At 42.1% G+C, this 17,932-nt stretch carries 21 protein-coding genes and 1 pseudogene; 17 read left to right on the top strand and 5 right to left on the bottom strand.

The genetic code is table 11. The annotated features are described in order from the left end of the window. Positions 1 to 200: 200 nt before the first annotated feature. The 11 genes from LK436_RS18595 (at position 201) to LK436_RS15890 (ending at position 6,893) form a co-directional block, all read left to right on the top strand. Positions 201 to 545, top strand: coding sequence for a hypothetical protein (locus tag LK436_RS18595; protein WP_008399644.1), 345 nt, complete (start codon positions 201 to 203; stop codon positions 543 to 545). Beyond that, entirely contained in the window at positions 542 to 973 is a 432-nt protein-coding gene (locus LK436_RS18590) for a hypothetical protein (protein WP_008399646.1), read from the top strand. Before LK436_RS18595 ends, LK436_RS18590 begins: the two co-directional genes overlap by 4 nt. Next, positions 964 to 1,629, top strand: a complete 666-nt coding sequence (locus LK436_RS18585) for a hypothetical protein (protein ID WP_008399647.1) — start codon at positions 964 to 966, stop codon at positions 1,627 to 1,629. The genes LK436_RS18590 and LK436_RS18585 overlap by 10 nt, the downstream gene beginning before the upstream one ends. A 17-nt stretch (positions 1,630 to 1,646) precedes the next feature. After that, a complete protein-coding gene (locus tag LK436_RS15925) occupies positions 1,647 to 2,024 on the top strand; it encodes a TnpV protein (RefSeq protein ID WP_008399648.1) in 378 nt (125 codons plus the stop codon). A gap of 53 nt (positions 2,025 to 2,077) precedes the next feature. Then, complete coding sequence (locus LK436_RS15920) at positions 2,078 to 2,539, top strand: Fur family transcriptional regulator (protein WP_008399649.1); 462 nt, start codon at positions 2,078 to 2,080, stop codon at positions 2,537 to 2,539. 33 nt (positions 2,540 to 2,572) lie between these two features. Further along, entirely contained in the window at positions 2,573 to 2,872 is a 300-nt protein-coding gene (locus tag LK436_RS15915; RefSeq protein WP_044931946.1) for a hypothetical protein, read from the top strand. 103 nt (positions 2,873 to 2,975) lie between these two features. Continuing rightward, complete coding sequence (locus LK436_RS15910; RefSeq protein ID WP_008399653.1) at positions 2,976 to 3,977, top strand: metal ABC transporter substrate-binding protein; 1,002 nt, start codon at positions 2,976 to 2,978, stop codon at positions 3,975 to 3,977. Between the two features lie 8 nt (positions 3,978 to 3,985). Continuing rightward, positions 3,986 to 4,675: a metal ABC transporter ATP-binding protein gene (locus LK436_RS15905; RefSeq protein ID WP_008399655.1), complete on the top strand. Its 690-nt coding sequence runs from the start codon at positions 3,986 to 3,988 to the stop codon at positions 4,673 to 4,675. Positions 4,676 to 4,679: 4 nt separating this feature from the next. After that, complete coding sequence (locus LK436_RS15900) at positions 4,680 to 5,507, top strand: metal ABC transporter permease (protein ID WP_008399656.1); 828 nt, start codon at positions 4,680 to 4,682, stop codon at positions 5,505 to 5,507. Then, complete coding sequence (locus LK436_RS15895) at positions 5,504 to 6,115, top strand: hypothetical protein (RefSeq protein ID WP_008399657.1); 612 nt, start codon at positions 5,504 to 5,506, stop codon at positions 6,113 to 6,115. The genes LK436_RS15900 and LK436_RS15895 overlap by 4 nt, the downstream gene beginning before the upstream one ends. A gap of 346 nt (positions 6,116 to 6,461) precedes the next feature. Then, on the top strand, positions 6,462 to 6,893 hold the full coding sequence (locus LK436_RS15890; RefSeq protein ID WP_008399658.1) for a hypothetical protein: 432 nt from the start codon (positions 6,462 to 6,464) through the stop codon (positions 6,891 to 6,893). Positions 6,894 to 6,960: 67 nt separating this feature from the next. On the opposite strand, the gene LK436_RS15885 is transcribed toward LK436_RS15890, so the two are convergent. Further along, a complete protein-coding gene (locus tag LK436_RS15885; RefSeq protein WP_008394736.1) occupies positions 6,961 to 8,340 on the bottom strand; it encodes a transposase in 1,380 nt (459 codons plus the stop codon). 134 nt (positions 8,341 to 8,474) lie between these two features. Here LK436_RS15885 and LK436_RS15880 point away from each other — a divergent pair, with 134 nt between their 5' ends. The 6 genes and pseudogenes from LK436_RS15880 (at position 8,475) to tnpC (ending at position 13,636) form a co-directional block, all read left to right on the top strand. Further along, on the top strand, positions 8,475 to 8,996 hold the full coding sequence (locus LK436_RS15880; RefSeq protein WP_156796975.1) for a hypothetical protein: 522 nt from the start codon (positions 8,475 to 8,477) through the stop codon (positions 8,994 to 8,996). A gap of 49 nt (positions 8,997 to 9,045) precedes the next feature. Next, on the top strand, positions 9,046 to 9,450 hold the full coding sequence (gene tnpA, locus LK436_RS15875) for an IS200/IS605 family transposase (RefSeq protein WP_008397851.1): 405 nt from the start codon (positions 9,046 to 9,048) through the stop codon (positions 9,448 to 9,450). A gap of 17 nt (positions 9,451 to 9,467) precedes the next feature. Next, positions 9,468 to 10,571, top strand: a pseudogene (tnpB, locus tag LK436_RS15870) (IS200/IS605 family element RNA-guided endonuclease TnpB). Positions 10,572 to 10,996: 425 nt separating this feature from the next. Next, complete coding sequence (gene tnpA / locus LK436_RS15865) at positions 10,997 to 11,353, top strand: IS66 family insertion sequence element accessory protein TnpA (protein ID WP_015544368.1); 357 nt, start codon at positions 10,997 to 10,999, stop codon at positions 11,351 to 11,353. Between the two features lie 14 nt (positions 11,354 to 11,367). Then, positions 11,368 to 11,700 carry an IS66 family insertion sequence element accessory protein TnpB gene (gene tnpB, locus LK436_RS15860; RefSeq protein ID WP_083794763.1) on the top strand — a complete coding sequence of 111 codons (333 nt, stop codon included), beginning with the start codon at positions 11,368 to 11,370 and terminating at the stop codon, positions 11,698 to 11,700. A gap of 298 nt (positions 11,701 to 11,998) precedes the next feature. Continuing rightward, positions 11,999 to 13,636, top strand: coding sequence for an IS66 family transposase (gene tnpC / locus LK436_RS15855; RefSeq protein WP_227910101.1), 1,638 nt, complete (start codon positions 11,999 to 12,001; stop codon positions 13,634 to 13,636). Positions 13,637 to 14,230: 594 nt separating this feature from the next. Here tnpC and LK436_RS15850 read toward each other — a convergent pair. From LK436_RS15850 to LK436_RS15835, 4 genes are all read right to left on the bottom strand, one after another. Next, positions 14,231 to 15,439 carry an MFS transporter gene (locus LK436_RS15850; protein ID WP_008395591.1) on the bottom strand — a complete coding sequence of 403 codons (1,209 nt, stop codon included), beginning with the start codon at positions 15,437 to 15,439 and terminating at the stop codon, positions 14,231 to 14,233. Continuing rightward, positions 15,432 to 16,292: a helix-turn-helix domain-containing protein gene (locus tag LK436_RS15845; RefSeq protein WP_044930546.1), complete on the bottom strand. Its 861-nt coding sequence runs from the start codon at positions 16,290 to 16,292 to the stop codon at positions 15,432 to 15,434. The genes LK436_RS15850 and LK436_RS15845 overlap by 8 nt, the downstream gene beginning before the upstream one ends. Before the next feature lie 125 nt (positions 16,293 to 16,417). Continuing rightward, the gene (locus LK436_RS15840) at positions 16,418 to 17,266 is read right to left on the bottom strand and encodes a class I SAM-dependent methyltransferase (protein ID WP_008395588.1); all 849 of its coding nucleotides are present in this window, start codon (positions 17,264 to 17,266) and stop codon (positions 16,418 to 16,420) included. 35 nt (positions 17,267 to 17,301) lie between these two features. Next, the gene (locus LK436_RS15835) at positions 17,302 to 17,853 is read right to left on the bottom strand and encodes a TetR/AcrR family transcriptional regulator (protein WP_008395586.1); all 552 of its coding nucleotides are present in this window, start codon (positions 17,851 to 17,853) and stop codon (positions 17,302 to 17,304) included. Positions 17,854 to 17,932: the final 79 nt, after the last annotated feature.

The following is a 17,932-nucleotide window of genomic DNA, read 5'->3' as shown; positions in this document are numbered from 1 at the left end:
CTGCGCTTGTAACCTCGTTCTAAATCAACCGTCATGCGGTATCTAACTGATTAACAACGATACAAAGAGACTGTGGTTGGAGCCTTTCCGTAACCATCAAGTGGTAGGAAAATGAAACCAATCCACAGTATCTCCAAACAGTATAGCATACAGACCTTGGAGAGGGTCTATAAACACTACTACTATATAATACGAGGAGAATGCTTATAGGCAGACATTCATTTATCAGACAAAGCAAGCTGTCCGATGTGGCAGGGAGAATAGATTATATTTCCAATCCGAAACGACAGGAGCATTTATATGCGACCTACCAGACGGATGGAGTAACACAGGAGTTCTGGAAGAATCTTGCCAGAGAGAATCAGTTGGATTTTAAGGCAAGCGGAACAACCGGAACATGTATTGAAGGGCGTGAATTTATCATTGCACTTCCAGAGCGTTTTGTAGAGTACGAGCCTGATGATGTGGTCAGACTTTTTACAGACAGCTTTCAAAAAGATATGATGTGGAATGCAGTGCAGCACTTCATCACAATAAGAAAATGACCAATTATCACATTCATCTGGTATTCAGTGAGCGGAAAATCCTGGAGCATCCCGAAGTGAAAATTGCTACCAGAAATATGTTTTATGATGAACAGGGCAAGCATAGACGGACGAAAAAAGAAATTTTAGATGAGCAGGGAAACATCCGGACAGGGTGCAGCATTATCCCAAAAGGAGAAGTCTACGAAAGCCATATCTTCACGAAGAAAGAGGAGTGGTTTAAGAGCAAAGCATTTACAAGAGAAGTCAAAGAAATGTTCACGGAGATCATCAACTGTCATGTGAAAGAAGAATCAGAAAAGCTGTCTGTTTTTCAGCAGGGCGGTGTGTATCTGGCAACGAAGAAATCGGGAAGAACAACCCGAAGGAAGCTGAGATACGAGCCGACAATGCAGCAAGGCAGGAATGGAACCGGACAGTGGATGTAGCATTGGTGGAAGGTGTCCCGGAAGAAGATATTCTGAAAGTAAAGCAGGAAGAAATCACAGCCAAAACGGTACAATCTATAAGGACACACGGCTGGCTGCCAGATAGGCTCCGACAGATTATCCGTGGGGCGAAAGACATTTTGCAGGAGATGATTTTCAAATTTAAGCTGCCGCCGAAGCCAGTACCGAAGATTGATTTGCAGGAATGGAATGATATGTGGATATTGATGGAGACGATCCAGAAGCAGTCACAGGAAATGAAACACACACAGCAGGAGATTTCTTCTCTGAAGAAACAGCTTTCCGAAACAAAGGGATTTTTCAAAGGAAAAGAACGGAAGTCTTTAGAAAGTAAAATTGAACAGGCAGAGAAGCAGGAGATGCGGATACACACGGATATGGAGCAGAACGTAAAACAGGCAGGTTATCCAGATGTTCAGTCCTTTACAAAGGCGTATCACAAATCAGAGGAGCTGGTCAGGGAATATAACAAGGAGCTGCGGGAGTGGAAAAATCAGACAGCACAGAAAAAAGAACAGACATCAGAACCGCCGACAAAGGCAAGTGTGTTGAAAAAACTGCACAGCTATCAGCAGGAAGGCAGACAGCAGCCGAAGCGGTCAACAAAGAAGAAGTTCAAGGATATGGAGCGATAAGAAAGGTGGAACAGATTATGAAGAAAACAATTTTTGAAGAAATGGGCGGCACTTATATCAGATATGGGGATTATTTTATCCCCTGCCTTACCTTGCCGAAGGAGGAAGAACAGAGATTTGTTGGTGTATGGGGACAAAGACATTTGAAGTATTTGAAGGAATACCGTAGGAATGTATATCTTGATTTGCTCATGAGTGGCAGACTGAACAGCTATCTGGCAGATATAGAGGAACAGGCACAAGAGCGATTTGAAGGGATCATAGAGCAGATGAAGCAGGCACAGGGAATCACAGAGCAGATGAAAGCAGAAAATGCCTGGGAATGGGTAGGTAGAATGAATAACATACAGGCGTGTGCGAGGGAGATTGTGGATAGAGAACTTATTTATCAATAATAAAATGAAAATGATTTCCAAATTATATTGACAAAAGGAAATAATATGATAAAATGAAAATGGTTTTCAAATTGAAAGGCGAGGTGATGGATTTGGCGAAAGCACCCTATAAGACAAAGCAAATGACCGAATTACTTACCTTTTTGAAATCAGTTCAAGGCAGCCATGTTACCGTAAATGACATTTGTGAATATTTTCAGACAAAGGGGATATCCATTGGAACCACAACTGTTTATCGCCATCTGGAAAAAATGGTCGGAGAAGGTCTGGTTGCTAAATATGTTGTAGACGGAACCAGTAGTGCCTGTTTTGAATATATAGGCAGCCATGAAAAAGAAAATCAGATGATATGCTATCATTGTAAATGTGAAAAATGTGGAAAGCTAATTCACTTGCAGTGTAATGAAGTGGAAAGTCTGAAACAACATATGATGGAACATCATGGTTTTGAGATGGATTCTCTGCGTACCGTATTTTATGGAATATGCAGTGAATGCAAGAAAACACAAAATTAAAAACACAGTGTGATTGTGGGAAAGGAGAAACAAATGAATACGAAGAAAAAAAGAGTATTTTCAATGGCAGTATGCATTTTATTCTTATTTGTTACATTTGCTTCTCTTTTCTATATTGTAAAAGAAGAAAATCATCACTGTACAGGCGAAGACTGTCCGATTTGTGCCAATATTCATCAGGCAGAGCAGACATTAAAAAACATAGGGAACGGTGCAATTACGATTGTGACCGTAAATCCTGTGTGTATATTGTTTGCATTATTGATAGTAGGTCAGTTTTTACTTGTTTCTGATACATCTCTTGTAAGTCAAAAGGTAAGACTAAACAATTGAATAAAACTTTTTTATAAGGCGGAAAGGGTAGTCCTAAGGGTGTACCTTTCTGTTTTTGTACCCTTTTTTAGAAAAGTTAAGATAAAAACGGAGGTTTTATTCAATGAAAAAATATATTTCTATTCTTTTAGCGGCAGTTATGGCAGTGTGCTGTCTTTCTGCTTGCGGTCAAAATAATTCCAATACCAATACACAGGCAAAAGATAATAATGATAAGCAGGTTAAAGTTGTTACAACCATATTTCCAGAATATGACTGGGTGAAAGAGATTGCAGGAGATGAAGTATCTAACATGGATCTTACGATGCTTCTTGACAATGGAGTAGATTTGCATAGTTATCAGCCTACTGCGGATGATATTATGAAAATTTCTGATTGTGACCTTTTTATTTATGTTGGCGGGGAGTCAGATGCATGGGTAGAAGATGCATTAAAGGAAGCTGTTAATAAAGACATGAAAGTCATAAATTTATTAGATGTGCTTGGAAGCAGTGTAAAAGAAGAAGAGGTTGTTGAAGGCATGGAAGCAGAGGAAGAAGAGGAGAAAGATGGAGCCGAGGAAGAACCAGAATACGACGAGCATGTATGGCTTTCTTTAAGAAATGCAAAAGTTCTTTGCAAGGCAATCGCTGATGATCTTGCTGAAATAGATACTGAAAATGCGGATACTTATCAGAAAAATGAAAAGGCTTATACAGATAAACTGGATGAACTGGATAAGAAGTATCAGGAAACAGTAGATTCAGCTTCACAGAAAACACTGTTATTTGGGGACAGATTTCCGTTCCGATATATGGTAGATGATTATGGATTAAATTATTATGCAGCTTTTGTTGGATGCTCAGCGGAGACAGAAGCCAGCTTTGAAACAATTACATTTTTAGCAGGAAAGACAGATGAACTTGGATTGAAAAATATTATGACAATCGAAAAGTCTGACCAGAAAATTGCGAAAACAATTATTGAGAATACCAAAGAAAAAAATCAGGGTATTTTAACATTAGATTCTATGCAGTCAACGACATCTGATGATGTGAAAAAAGGAGCGACTTATTTTTCAATTATGGAAAATAACTTAAATGTTTTGCAGGAGGCATTGCAGTAGGAGGAGCTATGGAACAGATTATCTGTCAAAATCTGGCGATTGGATATGATGGCAGAGTGCTGCTGCAAGATATCAACTTTTCTGTGAAAGATGGAGATTATCTTTGCATAATCGGAGAAAATGGCTCTGGTAAATCAACCTTGATGAGAACATTGCTAAACTTGCAACAGCCCATTCATGGAAAGATCACGTTTGAATTTGGAGTAAAGAGCGATGAAATCGGATATTTACCACAGCAGACGATAATACAAAGAGATTTTCCAGCATCCGTGAGAGAGATTATTCTCTCCGGATGCCAAAATCGTGTGGGCATGCGACCATTTTATAATAAGTCAGAGAAAAAACGTGCAAGTGAAATGATGGAAAAGTTGCAGATTACAAATCTTAAAAGCCGATGCTATCGGGAATTATCAGGAGGACAGCAACAGAGGGTTTTGCTTGCAAGGGCATTATGTGCAACCAGAAAAATATTATTATTAGATGAACCGGTATCTGGTCTTGATCCGAAAGTAACGGATGAGATGTATCGTATTGTTGAAAAAATAAACAGGGAAGATAAGATTACGATTATTATGATTTCTCACGATATAAAAGCAGCCATGAAATATGCCAGCCATATTTTACACATTGGAGAAAAAGTATTTTATGGAACGAAGCAGGAATATGAGAGAATGAGAGAAGGTGTACTGTTTGATTGATAAAATGATTTTTTATTTTCAGTACCCATTTGTGAGGTATGCTTTGATTGTTGGTGTGTTGATTGCACTCTGTTCTTCTTTGCTTGGTGTTACTTTGGTATTGAAGCGTTTTTCTTTCATAGGAGATGGTTTATCTCATGTGGCATTTGGAGCTATGGCAGTAGCATCCGTTTTGAATTTTACAAATAATATGATATTTATTTTGCCTGTAACGGTTATTTGTGCGGTTTTGTTATTGCGGACAGGACAGAACACAAAGATAAAAGGAGATGCAGTGATTGCTATGATTTCGGTAGGAGCGTTGGCAATCGGTTATCTGCTGATGAATCTGTTCGCTACAGGGCCAAATCTTTCAGGAGATGTGTGTAGTACATTGTTTGGCTCAACGTCCATATTGACATTGACAAAAGAACAGGTGTTATTATGTAGCGTCTTGTCAGTTATTGTAGTGGCTGTTTTTGTTATATTTTACAATAAAATTTTCTGTGTTACATTTGATGAAACATTTGCAAAAGCTACGGGAATGAAAACCGATTTTTACAATCTGCTAATTGCTGTTATTACAGCAGTGATTATTGTTCTTGCAATGAATTTAGTCGGTTCGTTGCTGATTTCTGCACTGGTGATATTCCCGGCATTGTCTGCAATGCGAGTATACAAGACATTTTTTAACGTTACGATATGCTCTGTTATATTATCGGTAATCTGTGCAGTGATTGGGATTTTACTGTCTATTCTGGCAGGAACTCCGGTAGGATCAACGATAGTGGCAATCGATATTGTAGCATTTATGGTTAGTTGTGCTATTGGAAAAATAGGAGGACGCTCATGAAAAAGTTGATTAAATATATGATGCTGTTCTTGTGTATTTTACTGATGACTGGATGTAGTAATAAAAAGAGTGTTGGTGGGAAAAATATCACTACGGCAAATTCTGTTGATAAGATAATAAACGAGCAGATAAATAATGAAAATAAAGACAAAACAACGGACAATAAGAATCTTTTGTCCAGTAACGATTCAAGTAAGGGAACGGAAAATACTATAAAAGATACAGAAGGTACGCAAAAAACGAAGGGAACTGTTGATTACGACCTTACGCAAATGAGTAGTGATCTGGTATATGCAACAGTATACCAGATGATGGTTACACCTGAAGAATATGAAGGAAAAACGTTCCGAATCGATGGAAATTTCTATGCTACATATTACGAGGCTACAAAAAAATATTACTTTTATTGCGTTATTCAGGATGCAACTGCCTGTTGTGCTCAGGGAATGGAATTTGTATGGGGAGATGGTACACATATTTATCCAGAGGAGTATCCGGAAGATAATGCAGAGATTGTAGTTGAAGGAATCTTTGAAACATATAGGGAAGAAGGAGAGGACAATCTGTATTGCAGATTATCTGATGCAACATTACAGAACGAAAATTAAAAATATGTTGATTTTCTAAGCAAAGTTGCTTATAATTTGTATCGGAACATATTGCTATTATCCACAGTTGCTTGAGTTGTGTTATCAACAGCGATAACAAAATGATAACATTACCTTATACAGGCAGGATAATATGGATAGGTCAAATAATCAAAAGAAAGACAACTATGATAGCAAATAATCCCTAAACAAAATTGATTAGTAGTTGTCGAGTTTGAATAATTGAATATTTTACACGGGTTATTTTATATGACAGGTATTCCATAGGATTACCTGTCATATTTTCAATATATTAACTTTAAACTTTTGGATTGTTGTCAAGCAGTATTAAAAAGAGGGTAGAGTAATGAATTTTTATGAGGTTTTTACGCCAGGCGGAGTGCCAACGTATACGTATAATCCGAGAGACAGTTATAATTTAGAAGTGAAAATAATGCGAGCAAAAAGGAACCTTTGTAAATTGATGATTGTTACAGGACAGACTAAAATGGGAAAAACTGTTTTAGCCGAAAAAGTATATAATCGTGGAAATGATAGTATATGGGTTGATGGTGGAGAAATATCTGATGAAGAATCATTTTGGGATAACATTGTTTCACAATTAGAATTGCCTACACAGTATGAAGATCAAAATACGTCTGGTGTAAATTTTGCTGTTGAAGCAGGAGCGGAAGGGCAATTGAAATTTTGTTTTTCAGAGGCGAGGCCCCAAGGTAGTGTAAAAATTGAACATGGTAGACTAAAAGGTGTAGTATCTACAAGTAAAATGAGTAACTAAAACTTCCCATACCTAAAATGGGATTCGTTCCTTGAAAATTCAATATTTCAGCTAACAAAATAGCGATTTATGCCGCTGCAGCTTCCAAATGGAGTGCTTTTCTCAGATATTCCGGCAATCTTGCTTCAAAATCAGCGGTAAAAGCATTCAGTTGCTCATCGCTTAGTTTAAAGATTCCCTGAAGACTTGCCATCAAGGCTTCCATCAGGATGCAAAGTGACCTGTTGAAAGTAATGTCTGCCATTTCATCAACAAGGAAGAAGAACAGTTCACCAAGCGTTCTCTGATCTTCATTTTGGCGCTGCTCCATTGCAAGTAACATATATCGGGTAAACACGATCGCCACATGGGCTGTCAGTGCATCATAAGATAAACTGTGGCATTCTCCAACCAGATTCAGCATGGATTTGCAGGTTTTGAAAAAGACCTCGATCTGCCAGCGCTTTCCATAAATACGGATAATCTCTTCCTCGGAAAGTGTTGTAGCTGTACAGATAAAAGCAAGCCAGTCCTTGCGGTTTGCCTTGTTCCTTACGCATACGATTTTCGCCGGAATTGGATTCGCCTTTCCTACCATAACATCAACAGAAAGCAGATACTTTGATCTGCCACGGCGCTTTTTGTTCCGGGAATAGATTTCTTTGATATTCAGCTGTTCACCACCGTACGAATATTTGATCCGGCTACTTTTCTTAATCATGGCAATCACATCCATGCCTTTTGCATGGATGGCTGTGACCTGTGCTGGATTGGAAAACCAGGAATCAAACAGGACATAATCCGCTTTCAGCCCTGCACTGAGGGCTGTATTCAGTAAAGTCATCATTGCCTCTGGTGCTTTTGTTTGGGCTAGCGCACGTCTTTTTCCTGCAAGGGTTCTGTTGTCAAAGTCCTTTACCGGGCCGATGATATTTGTATTCTTTGCAGACGCTAACAGGCAGCTGTTTACAGGGATCAGTGTGTTTCCATCACTCCAGCTTAAAGTAAGCATCCTGAAGCCCTTTTTGAAATGCATATCCGTGTGGTCAAAAACTTTTGATCCCAGTTCCGTTTTCTTACAGCTGGTACGGTTGAAAAGGCTGTCATCAATGATAAAGACATTTTTTCTTTCCGGATCTGTCAGATCACGAATGTCATGATTGACAATATCAGCTGCAAGAAGAGAAGTAAAACGAAGCCAGTTTGTTTTTGAAGAATTAAGGAAACGGTAGAAAGTGTTCTTGGAAAACGCCTCCTTAAAAGAGCCAGTCCGCTGCTGCATATACATACTTCTTCCGACAAAAATGTTGCTGAGTTTATAACGAAGCAGGGAAACAGATGAAACACCTTTTTCCTTCATTCCATTACATCTGGCAAGGAGCCTGCCAACATGATGTTTGGAAAAAAATCTCTGAACACAGTCAATTAAGTCGTTCTCAACGAAATAGTTTTGTGGTATACTGGACATGGCATAAATCTCCTTTGTAAAGATGGTTTCTAGTCAATTCCATTATACCAAACGGAACAGATTTATGCTTTTTTTATTGGCTGAAATATTGAATTTTCAAGGATCAACGCACCAATATGGTGTGGGAAGTTTTAGTGAGTAATAAAATGGCGAGCATTAAATATCTTACGGATAATAATATACCTTTAATTGTCGATGACTTTCATTATATAAAAAGAGATATACAGACTCAACTCGTTAGAGCATTAAAATCTCCAATAATGCATGGATTACCTGTAATTTTCATTGCAATTCCAAGTAGAAAATTTGATGTATTGAAGGTTGAGCGAGAAATGACCGGACGGATAGAAATGTTTGAAATTCCTGCATGGTCAGATGAAGAATTGATGGAAATAGCTAATAAGAGTTTTAAAGAGTTACATGTTGAGGTGCCTTTTTCGGTAATAATGAAAATGGCAAAAGAGGCTATGGGGAGTCCACATTTAATGCAAGAGTTTTGTAAAAAGATTTGTGAAGAATATAAAATAGAAAAGAAATCGTTACAAAGAATCAAATTGGGAGATGATATTGCATTAAGTACAATATTTAAAGAAATTGCCAAAATCAGTGGAAGAGAACTTTTTGAAATAGGGCTACCGCAATCCCATTGGCTTTAGACGGTGGGTTAAGGTAGCCAAAAGTGGTGGCTCGTGCTATACTTGTGTTATGGGAACGTGGAAATCAAAAAACAGACACAAGTATTTGTTACAGTATCATATTATTTTCGTATGCAAGTATAGAAAGAAATTGCTGATGCCAAAACAAATAGCAGATGATATAAAGCAGTTTTCTTATGAGATATGTCAAAAGCACAAAGCCGTTATTAGATACATGGAGACAGATAAAGACCATATTCATTACATGATAGAAACAGAACCAACGATGTCCATTAGTAAAATAGTAAATCTGATGAAGAGCTATACAACATATCATATTTGGGAAAGATATCCAAGTTATTTACGAAAACATTTCTGGAAAGAGCATACTTTTTGGACGGACGGATATTTTGCTTGCAGTGTAGGAAATGTTTCAGAAGAAATGCTCCGAAAATATATAGAAAACCAGGGATAGAAAGGTGATGACAGTCAATGCTAAAAGCATATAAATACAGGATATATCCGAATAGCAAACAGAGAACACAGATTGCAAAAACATTTGGCTGTTGTCGTTTTGTTTATAACCGTACACTGGTATATCGGAAAGAAATATATGAGAAAGAGAAAAAGTCTGTCAGTAAAACAGATTGTAATAATTACTGTAACAGAGAATTAAAGAAAGACTATGAATGGCTAAAGGAAGTGGACAAATTTGCTCTGACTAACGCAATTTATAACATGGACTCTGCATATCAGAAATTTTTCAGGGAACATGCAGGATATCCAAAATTCAAGAGCAAACATGACAGCCATAAATCCTATACAACCAATTATACAAATGGAAATATAGCAGTAGACTTTGAGAATGGTAAGGTAAAACTGCCTAAATTAAAAGATGTAAAAGCAAAGTTACACAGGGATTTTAGAGGACAGATTAAGTCAGCGACAGTTTCGCGGGTTCCTAGTGGAAAATATTATGTGTCCATACTTGTAGAAACTGAGCATAAGGAACTGGCACATACAAAGGATAGCATAGGAATAGATTTAGGAATCAAAGATTTATGCATTACTTCCGATGGTAAGATATATGAGAATCCAAAAATCATAAGGAAATACGAAAGATAACTGGTAAAGCTACAAAGGCAACTGTCACATAAAGAAAAGAGAAGTAAAAATTACTATAAAATCAAGAAAAAAATAGCATTATGCCATGAGAAAATAACAAATACCAGAAAAGATTATCTGCATAAAGTTTCACATGAAATTATCAGCGAAAACCAAGTGGTAGTTTCAGAAAATTTACAGATAAAAAATATGGTAAAGAATCATCATCTGGCAAAAGCCATAAGTGATGTATCGTGGTACGAGCTGACGAGACAGTTAGAGTATAAGGCAAAATGGAATGGCAGGAAATATATCAAAATAGATACATTTTATGCCAGTAGTCAAATATGTTCTGTTTGTGGGTATCAGAATCCGGATATAAAAGATTTGTCAGTGAGAACGTGGATATGTCCGGAATGTGGAGCAGAACATGACAGAGACATCAATGCCGCAAAAAATATACTGGCAGAAGGATTACGGCGAATAGCATAAAGAAATATATAGGGCAGGGACTGCCCGAATTAACGCCTGTGGAGATAGTAGGTTACGAGGTCGATGAAGCAGGAAGCCCATTGGCTTTAGACAATGGGTAGTTCACAAATTAGCTAGAGGACCTCGTCGATGTTCAGATAGGATACATAGACAGCTGAAAAGCGGAAAAAAGACAGATATATATGGTGTAGTTATGGAGGAATTAAAAAGTATGAAACCAGGGGTCGTTTCTATAAATTATGTAAGCGCTTTATAACCAACCGGATAGTCAAACTCCAACTTTTGTGAGATACTTCAGATACTTGGAGTAATTCACTTCCTATCCGGTTCTCGGAGTTGCAAAAGCTATGCTTTAATCTCACATCTTGAGTCGCTTTTGTTGTACCTGATTACTCCAAAATCTCACGTTGGAGGAGATGAATCAAATGAGTACAACTTTAAATGATGAACATTGGTTAAATCTGATCACCCAGTGCAGATCCAGCGGGCTTACCGACCGCCAATGGTGCATAGAAAACGGGATCCCTGTCAGCACATTTTACTACCACGTCCGGGCTTTACGCAAAAAAGCCTGCGAGGTTCCGGAAGCAGTGGATGCTGCCGCACAGAAACAGGAAGTTGTCCAGATCCCACTCTGGGAAAGGGAACAGCATTCAGATACCGCAGCTTTCCATACGCCCTCGATCTGTCTGGAAATGCAGGGCATCCGTATCGAGATCCATGAACAGGCCGGGGCGGATGTGATCCGCAATACTCTTCTTGCCCTGCGGCAGCTTTGTTAGGTGAACTGTCCGGTGTGGCCAGATTTTTCCTTGTGACAGGCTATACCGACATGCGAAAAAGTATTGATGGCCTGATGGCAATCGTTCGGGATACCTATGAATTAGATCCCTACAGCAATTCCCTGTTTCTTTTCTGCGGCAGACGCTGTGACCGGATCAAAGCGCTCCATTTTGAAAAAGATGGCTTCTGCCTCTATTATAAACGTTTAGATGATGGGCGATTCCAGTGGCCCCGGGATTCTTCCGAAGTAAGGAATCTTAGCCGGCAGGAATACCGCTGGCTTTTAGAGGGGCTTTCCATCGATCAGCCTAAGGCAATCCGGCCTGCCCGGAAAAAGGACTTCTGACCTTTGTGCAAAAGGGAGAAATTTTTTCTTCCCTTATAGGGCGGAAAAAACGCTGCTGATGGGTTATCCACATAACAATGGAACCGCCGGGAGATTAGGGGGATAACGATTTCCATTTTTCCCGGGTTACTGTTCGTGTGTGGAAAACCCAACGTTTTTCATAGGGAATATCCCGCCGATGCTATGTGTTTTCCACATGTTCCTTTCGTCAAAATGACGACGGCAGTACGGCGGAAAATTCGCTTTTCTGCTGGATTTCCGGTATAATAGGAACCAGCAAAAAGAAAGGTGGTTCCCTATGCCGCAGTCAGAGATGGAAGCGCTCATACAGCTTCAGAAAGAGACCATTGAATCCCTTCGTCAGCTGGTGGACAGCCAGCGTCATACAATCGAGCAGATGACCAAAAGCCATGAGGAGCAGACCGCACAGCTGAACCAGACGATCGCAAATCTCAATGAGACAGTCGAATATCTGAAGAAAAAGCTGTTCGCATCTTCCAGCGAAAAAACAAAAAAAGAGGCATTTCCAGGACAGATGGGTCTGTTCAATGAAGCAGAAGCCACTGCAGATCTTTCTGTCCCGGAACCAGCTCTTGAGGAGGCTGTTGGTGGTTATAAACGTAAGGCAAAGAAACCAAAGGCCACCAGGGAAGAGATCCTTGCAGGGCTTCCTGTAGTGGAAGTTCCCTGCACCGTGCCGGATGAGGACAGGAACTGCCCCTACTGCAATGCTCCGATGGAGGTTATCGGGAAAAAGGTCGTGCGGGAAGAACTGCGGATCATCCCTGCAAAAGTGGAACGGATCCAGTGTGTCCAGGAAGTGCTTGGCTGTCCAGAATGTAAGAAAGACGGCGCTTCTGTTATCGTTGGGGCTGAAACACCAAGCCCGCTGCTGAAGCACAGCCTGGCATCTCCGTCCACGGTTGCTTACGTAATGTATCAGAAATATGGGAACAGCATCCCTCTTTACCGCCAGGAGGCGAACTGGAAACAGCTGGGAGTAAAGCTCCCCAGAGCGACACTGGCTAACTGGGTCATCAAATGCGGCATAGATTATATGGAGCCGGTGTATGAACAGCTTCACCAGCACCTGCTGGAGAGGGACATCATCCATGCAGATGAAACACCCTGCCAGGTACTGAGGGAAGAAGGGAAAACGGCACAGTCCAAGTCCTATATGTGGCTGTATGGCTCCGGGAACGATGGGCTGCCGCCGATCCGCCTGTATGATTACCAGCCCAGCCGCGGAGGATATCATGCGGAGGAATTTCTAAAAGGATTCTCCGGTTACCTTATCTGCGATGGCTTCAGTGGCTGCAATAAGCTGAAGGGTGTCATCCGCTGTGGCTGCCTTGCCCATATGAGGCGGTACTGGAATGAAGCGCTTCCCGGAAAATCCAGGAAGTCTTCCGATAAGACCCCTGCAGAAATCGGTTTAAACTACTGTAACCAGTTATTCGAACTGGAAAAGGAGTATGCGGATCTGGATGCCGACACCCGGAAAGCTAAGCGCCTTGAGACAGAGTCTGCCATCTGGGAGGCTTACTGGTCATGGCTTGAAACAGTGAAGCCAGCTGGCGGAAGCCGTCTGGCCAAAGCGGTGACCTATGCGAAAAACCAGAAGCCATATATGGAGAACTACCTATTGGATGGGCGGTGCTCCATATCGAACAATATCGCAGAAAATATCGCCCGCCCCTATGCAGTAGGGCGGAAAAATTTCCTGTTCCACGATACCGTAAAAGGTGCCCGTGCCAGCTCTATCATTTACAGTTTAGTAGAAACTGCAAAACTCAACGATCTGAATATCTACGCATATCTGGAGACCGTACTGCTCTATATGCCGGACTACAAAAATGAGCCCGAAGGGATAGAAGAGCTGATGCCATGGTCTGACATGATACAGCAGAGATGTCGGATCAAATCGAAAAGTTGAAGTTGGAGTATTTTACTTCAACTATAGCGGAATACCTTATGGGAAGATAGCCATTATTTTATTGAGCGCTTACTAAATTATGAAGAATTTAGAAGTTGTTTAAAAGAAATAATAGATGATGTCCCTCAGTTGCATGAGATTTCTAGAGTTTTAGAAAAGATTGCGGAAATATCATATGATGCAGGTGCGTCTACGCCGGTAATTGATTGGGATAAAGATGAAGCTATGTTAACCATAACAGATCCATTCTTTGCTTTTTATTTAAGATGGTGCTCAGAATAAATAATATGGCAACATTTTGGCAACGGAAAATCAGCAAGCCAGAATAATTGATGTAATTGAAGTAAAAAATGGTGTGTATTTGCATAAAAACTAAACAAATATAGTTAAGATTGGCAAGGAACACGCCGAGTTCGAGTAGCGGACAGAACCCTGGAAATGCTGATAAAATGGGCATTTCCGGGGTTGATTTATGTGTCTCTATGTGATAGTGTCAAGTTTTGGACCTGTTGACAAAATCCCCGAATACTCTATTCCCATGGCTTAATGGCAGCAAAAGAGGTGATGGAGCATAATGGGACGGAAAAGTGGACTCTACCCTTCCTCCACCATCTCCCCCGCCGCGATTCCCCCTCCCATTAAAATCAAAACCACTCCGGCCCCGGCCATACTCCACTGCAATGGCATCCAGTCTGCCATCAGGCCGAAAACCGCCATGCCTGCAGGATAGCACACGGCATACATTGCGCCCATAAAGCCGAATACCCGCCCCTGCATGGAGCTTTCTGTATGTTCCTGAAGGGAAGTGGTGATGGTTGTCTGCACAGCCGTCAGCGCCACCCCGTAGACAGCCATTAAGACAAGGTACAGTGCGAAATCTTTTGCGGCGGCCATGCCCACTGCCATTGCGCCGAATATTGCCATGGAGACAGCCAGGGTTTTTCTGCACTTTTGAGAGCCGCCCTGGACGCTCATCAAAAGTCCGCCTGCCATCATCCCGCCGAAGCCGCATAACTCAGTGGCCGTCAGATACCAGTAGGTATCGCCGTAGACTCTGCTTACGAGCAGTCCTGAGAGATAGCCTGCCGGGACGCATAAGAAGGTAAAGAGCCCATATATCATAAGGAATCCGCCGATGATTTTCTGTGAGAGGGCATACTGGATGCCGGCCTGGATATCAGAGAATGCGGAAGCAGGTATCACTTTTTTCTCCTGCTCAGACAGCTGTAAACAGGCAAACAGCCCGATGCCGATGACTGCCGTAAAAATATCAATCAGCAGTATGGAACGCAGGGATCCCATGCCAAGCGCTGCGCCTGCCGCAGCAGGAGCGGAAAACTGCACGGCAGACTGCATGGAGGCGTTAATGCCGTTATACCGCATGAGATGCTCTTTTGGGACAAGCTGGGGGATGACTGCATTTACAGAAGGGGATTGGATGCCTGCCCCGATTGAGCGGAGAACCGACAGCGCCAGCAGCATGTGAAGCAGCATGCTGCCCTGAGAAATATGAGGAAGGAGGATGAACATTCCCAGGGTGACAGCCGCTGTTCCCGCATCTGCACAGATAATGAGATGCTTCCGGCTGTACCGGTCTGCCCAGACACCTCCCCAGAAGGAGATGAAAAACTGCGGCAGATAGGAGCATACCGAAAAAGCTGCCACCCAGACTCCGCTTGCTGTGTGGAGCGTTACATACCAGACGACTGCCATCTGGACAATCTGCGAGCCAAGCAGAGTGACACTCTGACTGACAAGGAAAAGGATGGTCTTCCTTCTCCAGTTATTCTGAGCTTCAGGCATTGGCTGTTTCCTCCTGATCCTTATAGTTTTGCAAAAGTACCAGGCGCTGGGTCGGATAACCGTACTCTGTCAGCAGTTCTTTTTCCGAAAAGCCGAGACGCAGATACTCCTTCCGGTATCCTGTATCTGCCTTATCGCCCTCCCGGTATGTGGTCAGGCTGATTTCCTGTCCCTGAGGCAGCTCCTCGGCAAGCCTGCGAAGAAAAATCTGTTCCATGCCCAGACCGCGGTACTGGGGATGAATGGCCCAAAACTCAATCCTTCCGGTGTCAGCCGAAAATGCCATGATGCCGGCCGCCATATCTGCACGTTCCAGGATAAATGCCTGCCTCTCGGAAATATGGCGGTACAGGTTGTTAAGATATTCCCCTTCCCTCAGGCAGGGGTATCCGTCAACGGAAAGGCGGACCAGCTCCATCCAGCTGTCTATATCCGCTGATGCGGCAAACCGTATATCGTCTTTTGAAAAGTCCGTCTTGATGGGCCCTCCAGTCAGACGAAGTTCCAGCTGCAGTGGGTAAAATGCTCCGGCTGCTCTGTATTCGCCGGGCGTCATCTTATACATGGACTTAAAGCTGCCTGCAAATGCCTGCTGGCTTTCGTATCCGCTCATAAGGGCGATCTCAATCACCGGTTTTTTGGAAAACACCAGAAGCCTTGCCGCCTCTGTCAGCTGCCGTCTCCGGACGTAATCATGGATAGTCAGTCCGGCTGTCTTCGCAAAACTCCGGTGAAGATGGTATTTGGAGCAGTGCAGGGCTGACGCAACCGTCTGCAGATCCAGCCGGCTGTCCAGATTTTCTTCAATATAGAAGAGTGCCTCAGAGACAATGGGAACACTCTGTCTGTGCATTTCGCTTCCTCCTTTCTGCTGCAATCCACTGATGGCTGTTCTTCCTGACAGCCGGTAAGGGATGTTCCATCCCACTGCCAGATGCCAGAGAGGAATTATAACACAGAGAGAGGAGGATGTTTTCATCATTCTTGCTGTCTTTTCTGAAGAGCCTCCGGAAAGAAATTCCCTGACTGTTTTTGGAAAATATCCAGGGCATGGCTTGTGACACCGGACAAATCTTCACGCTCGCAGGTGGCAAAGTGATAGCTTAAGAATAACTGAAACATCTCCTCATCCATAGCATCAATGGCCTCCCGCATGAACAGAGCACAGCCGTCTGATGCCACATAGTGAAGCCTGGTTACAGGGAATACAGACATCAGATCATCGATATCCTCTTTCCGGACAAGCTCAAATATATCCTTTGGCTCTGACTTGGCTGCAAAGGTTTCCGGATCCAGCAGTCCGTTTTTTACATACTCCGCCACATGGATGTTCTGACGGTGAAATCCCTCGTCCAGCAGGCACCCGTCAGAAATCACATATGCGGCAAAAATGATGCCGCCTGTTTTTGCGACGCGAAGTGCCTCCCTCACAGCCTGCCGCTTGTCCTCTATGCTGTACAGATGGTAAAGAGGGCCCAATAACAGGGTGATATCATATTGGCCGTCAGGGAACATTGATAAATCTAAGGCATTGCCCCGGGTAATGGATACGTTCTCATCAGGCGTTATATGGCTGCGGAATATTTCTATATTATGGTCGACTAATTCCACCGCATCAACCCGGTATCCCCGGTGTGCCAGCGCATGGGAATACCGTCCTGTTCCTGCACCGATTTCAAGAACACGGTCACCGGGTTTGATGTACTTTTCCATATAGCGCATCGTCGTGAGGAATTCAACCGTGCCGTGTTTGAGCAAAAGCCGGCGTTCCTCATCATAGCGGCTATAAAAATCTGTTAAATACTCAGCTATTTTGGCTGCTTTCATAAGACACCTCCGTTTGAACTGAAAAACAGCAGCTGTCAGCAGACTTTCTCTGCATGTTCCTGATTGATTAATGCGGATAAGAAACGCTGCACCATATCTTCGATTTTATCTCGCTGGAGAGACAGCTTTCCGGATGCAGTCAGGACAGCGATGCCGTGGCTGTAAAGAAACAGGTCCAGGAAAATTCTTTTAGCCGTTTCTAAATCCACTCCAATCATTTCAGAGAAGGTCTCAGCCTTCTGTTCATTGCCGATCTCTGTATAGAAATCATTTGCATCCTTCATATCTAAGTCCATATCTGTCACAAACAGGAGCTTGAACAGAAAGGTTTCTTCACTGGCAAATGCAATATAAGAAAGCGGGAGAGATAAGCAGGGATTTCCACCGGCAGTCTGGCTGTAATGTTCTGCATACCGACTGTAAAAGTCAAAAGCATAATCTAAAAATTCTTTTTTCAGTTCTTCCATATTTTCATAGCAGGTAAAAATAGGGCGTGTTGAGCACTGCAGTTCATGGGCGATACTTCTGGCATTTACTGCTTCAAAACCCGTCCTGCGTGTAATGCTTAAAACAGCTTTCAAAATCATATCTCTTGTAATTTTTGGCTTCGGCGGCAAAACACAGTTCCTCCAGTCTTTTTATGCAACTGATGTAATACGACAAAAG

The sequence above is a fragment of the Clostridium sp. M62/1 genome (assembly GCF_020736365.1).
Classification (GTDB): domain Bacteria; phylum Bacillota; class Clostridia; order Lachnospirales; family Lachnospiraceae; genus Otoolea; species Otoolea saccharolyticum_A.
This window is presented reverse-complemented; position numbering and strand designations above follow the sequence as displayed.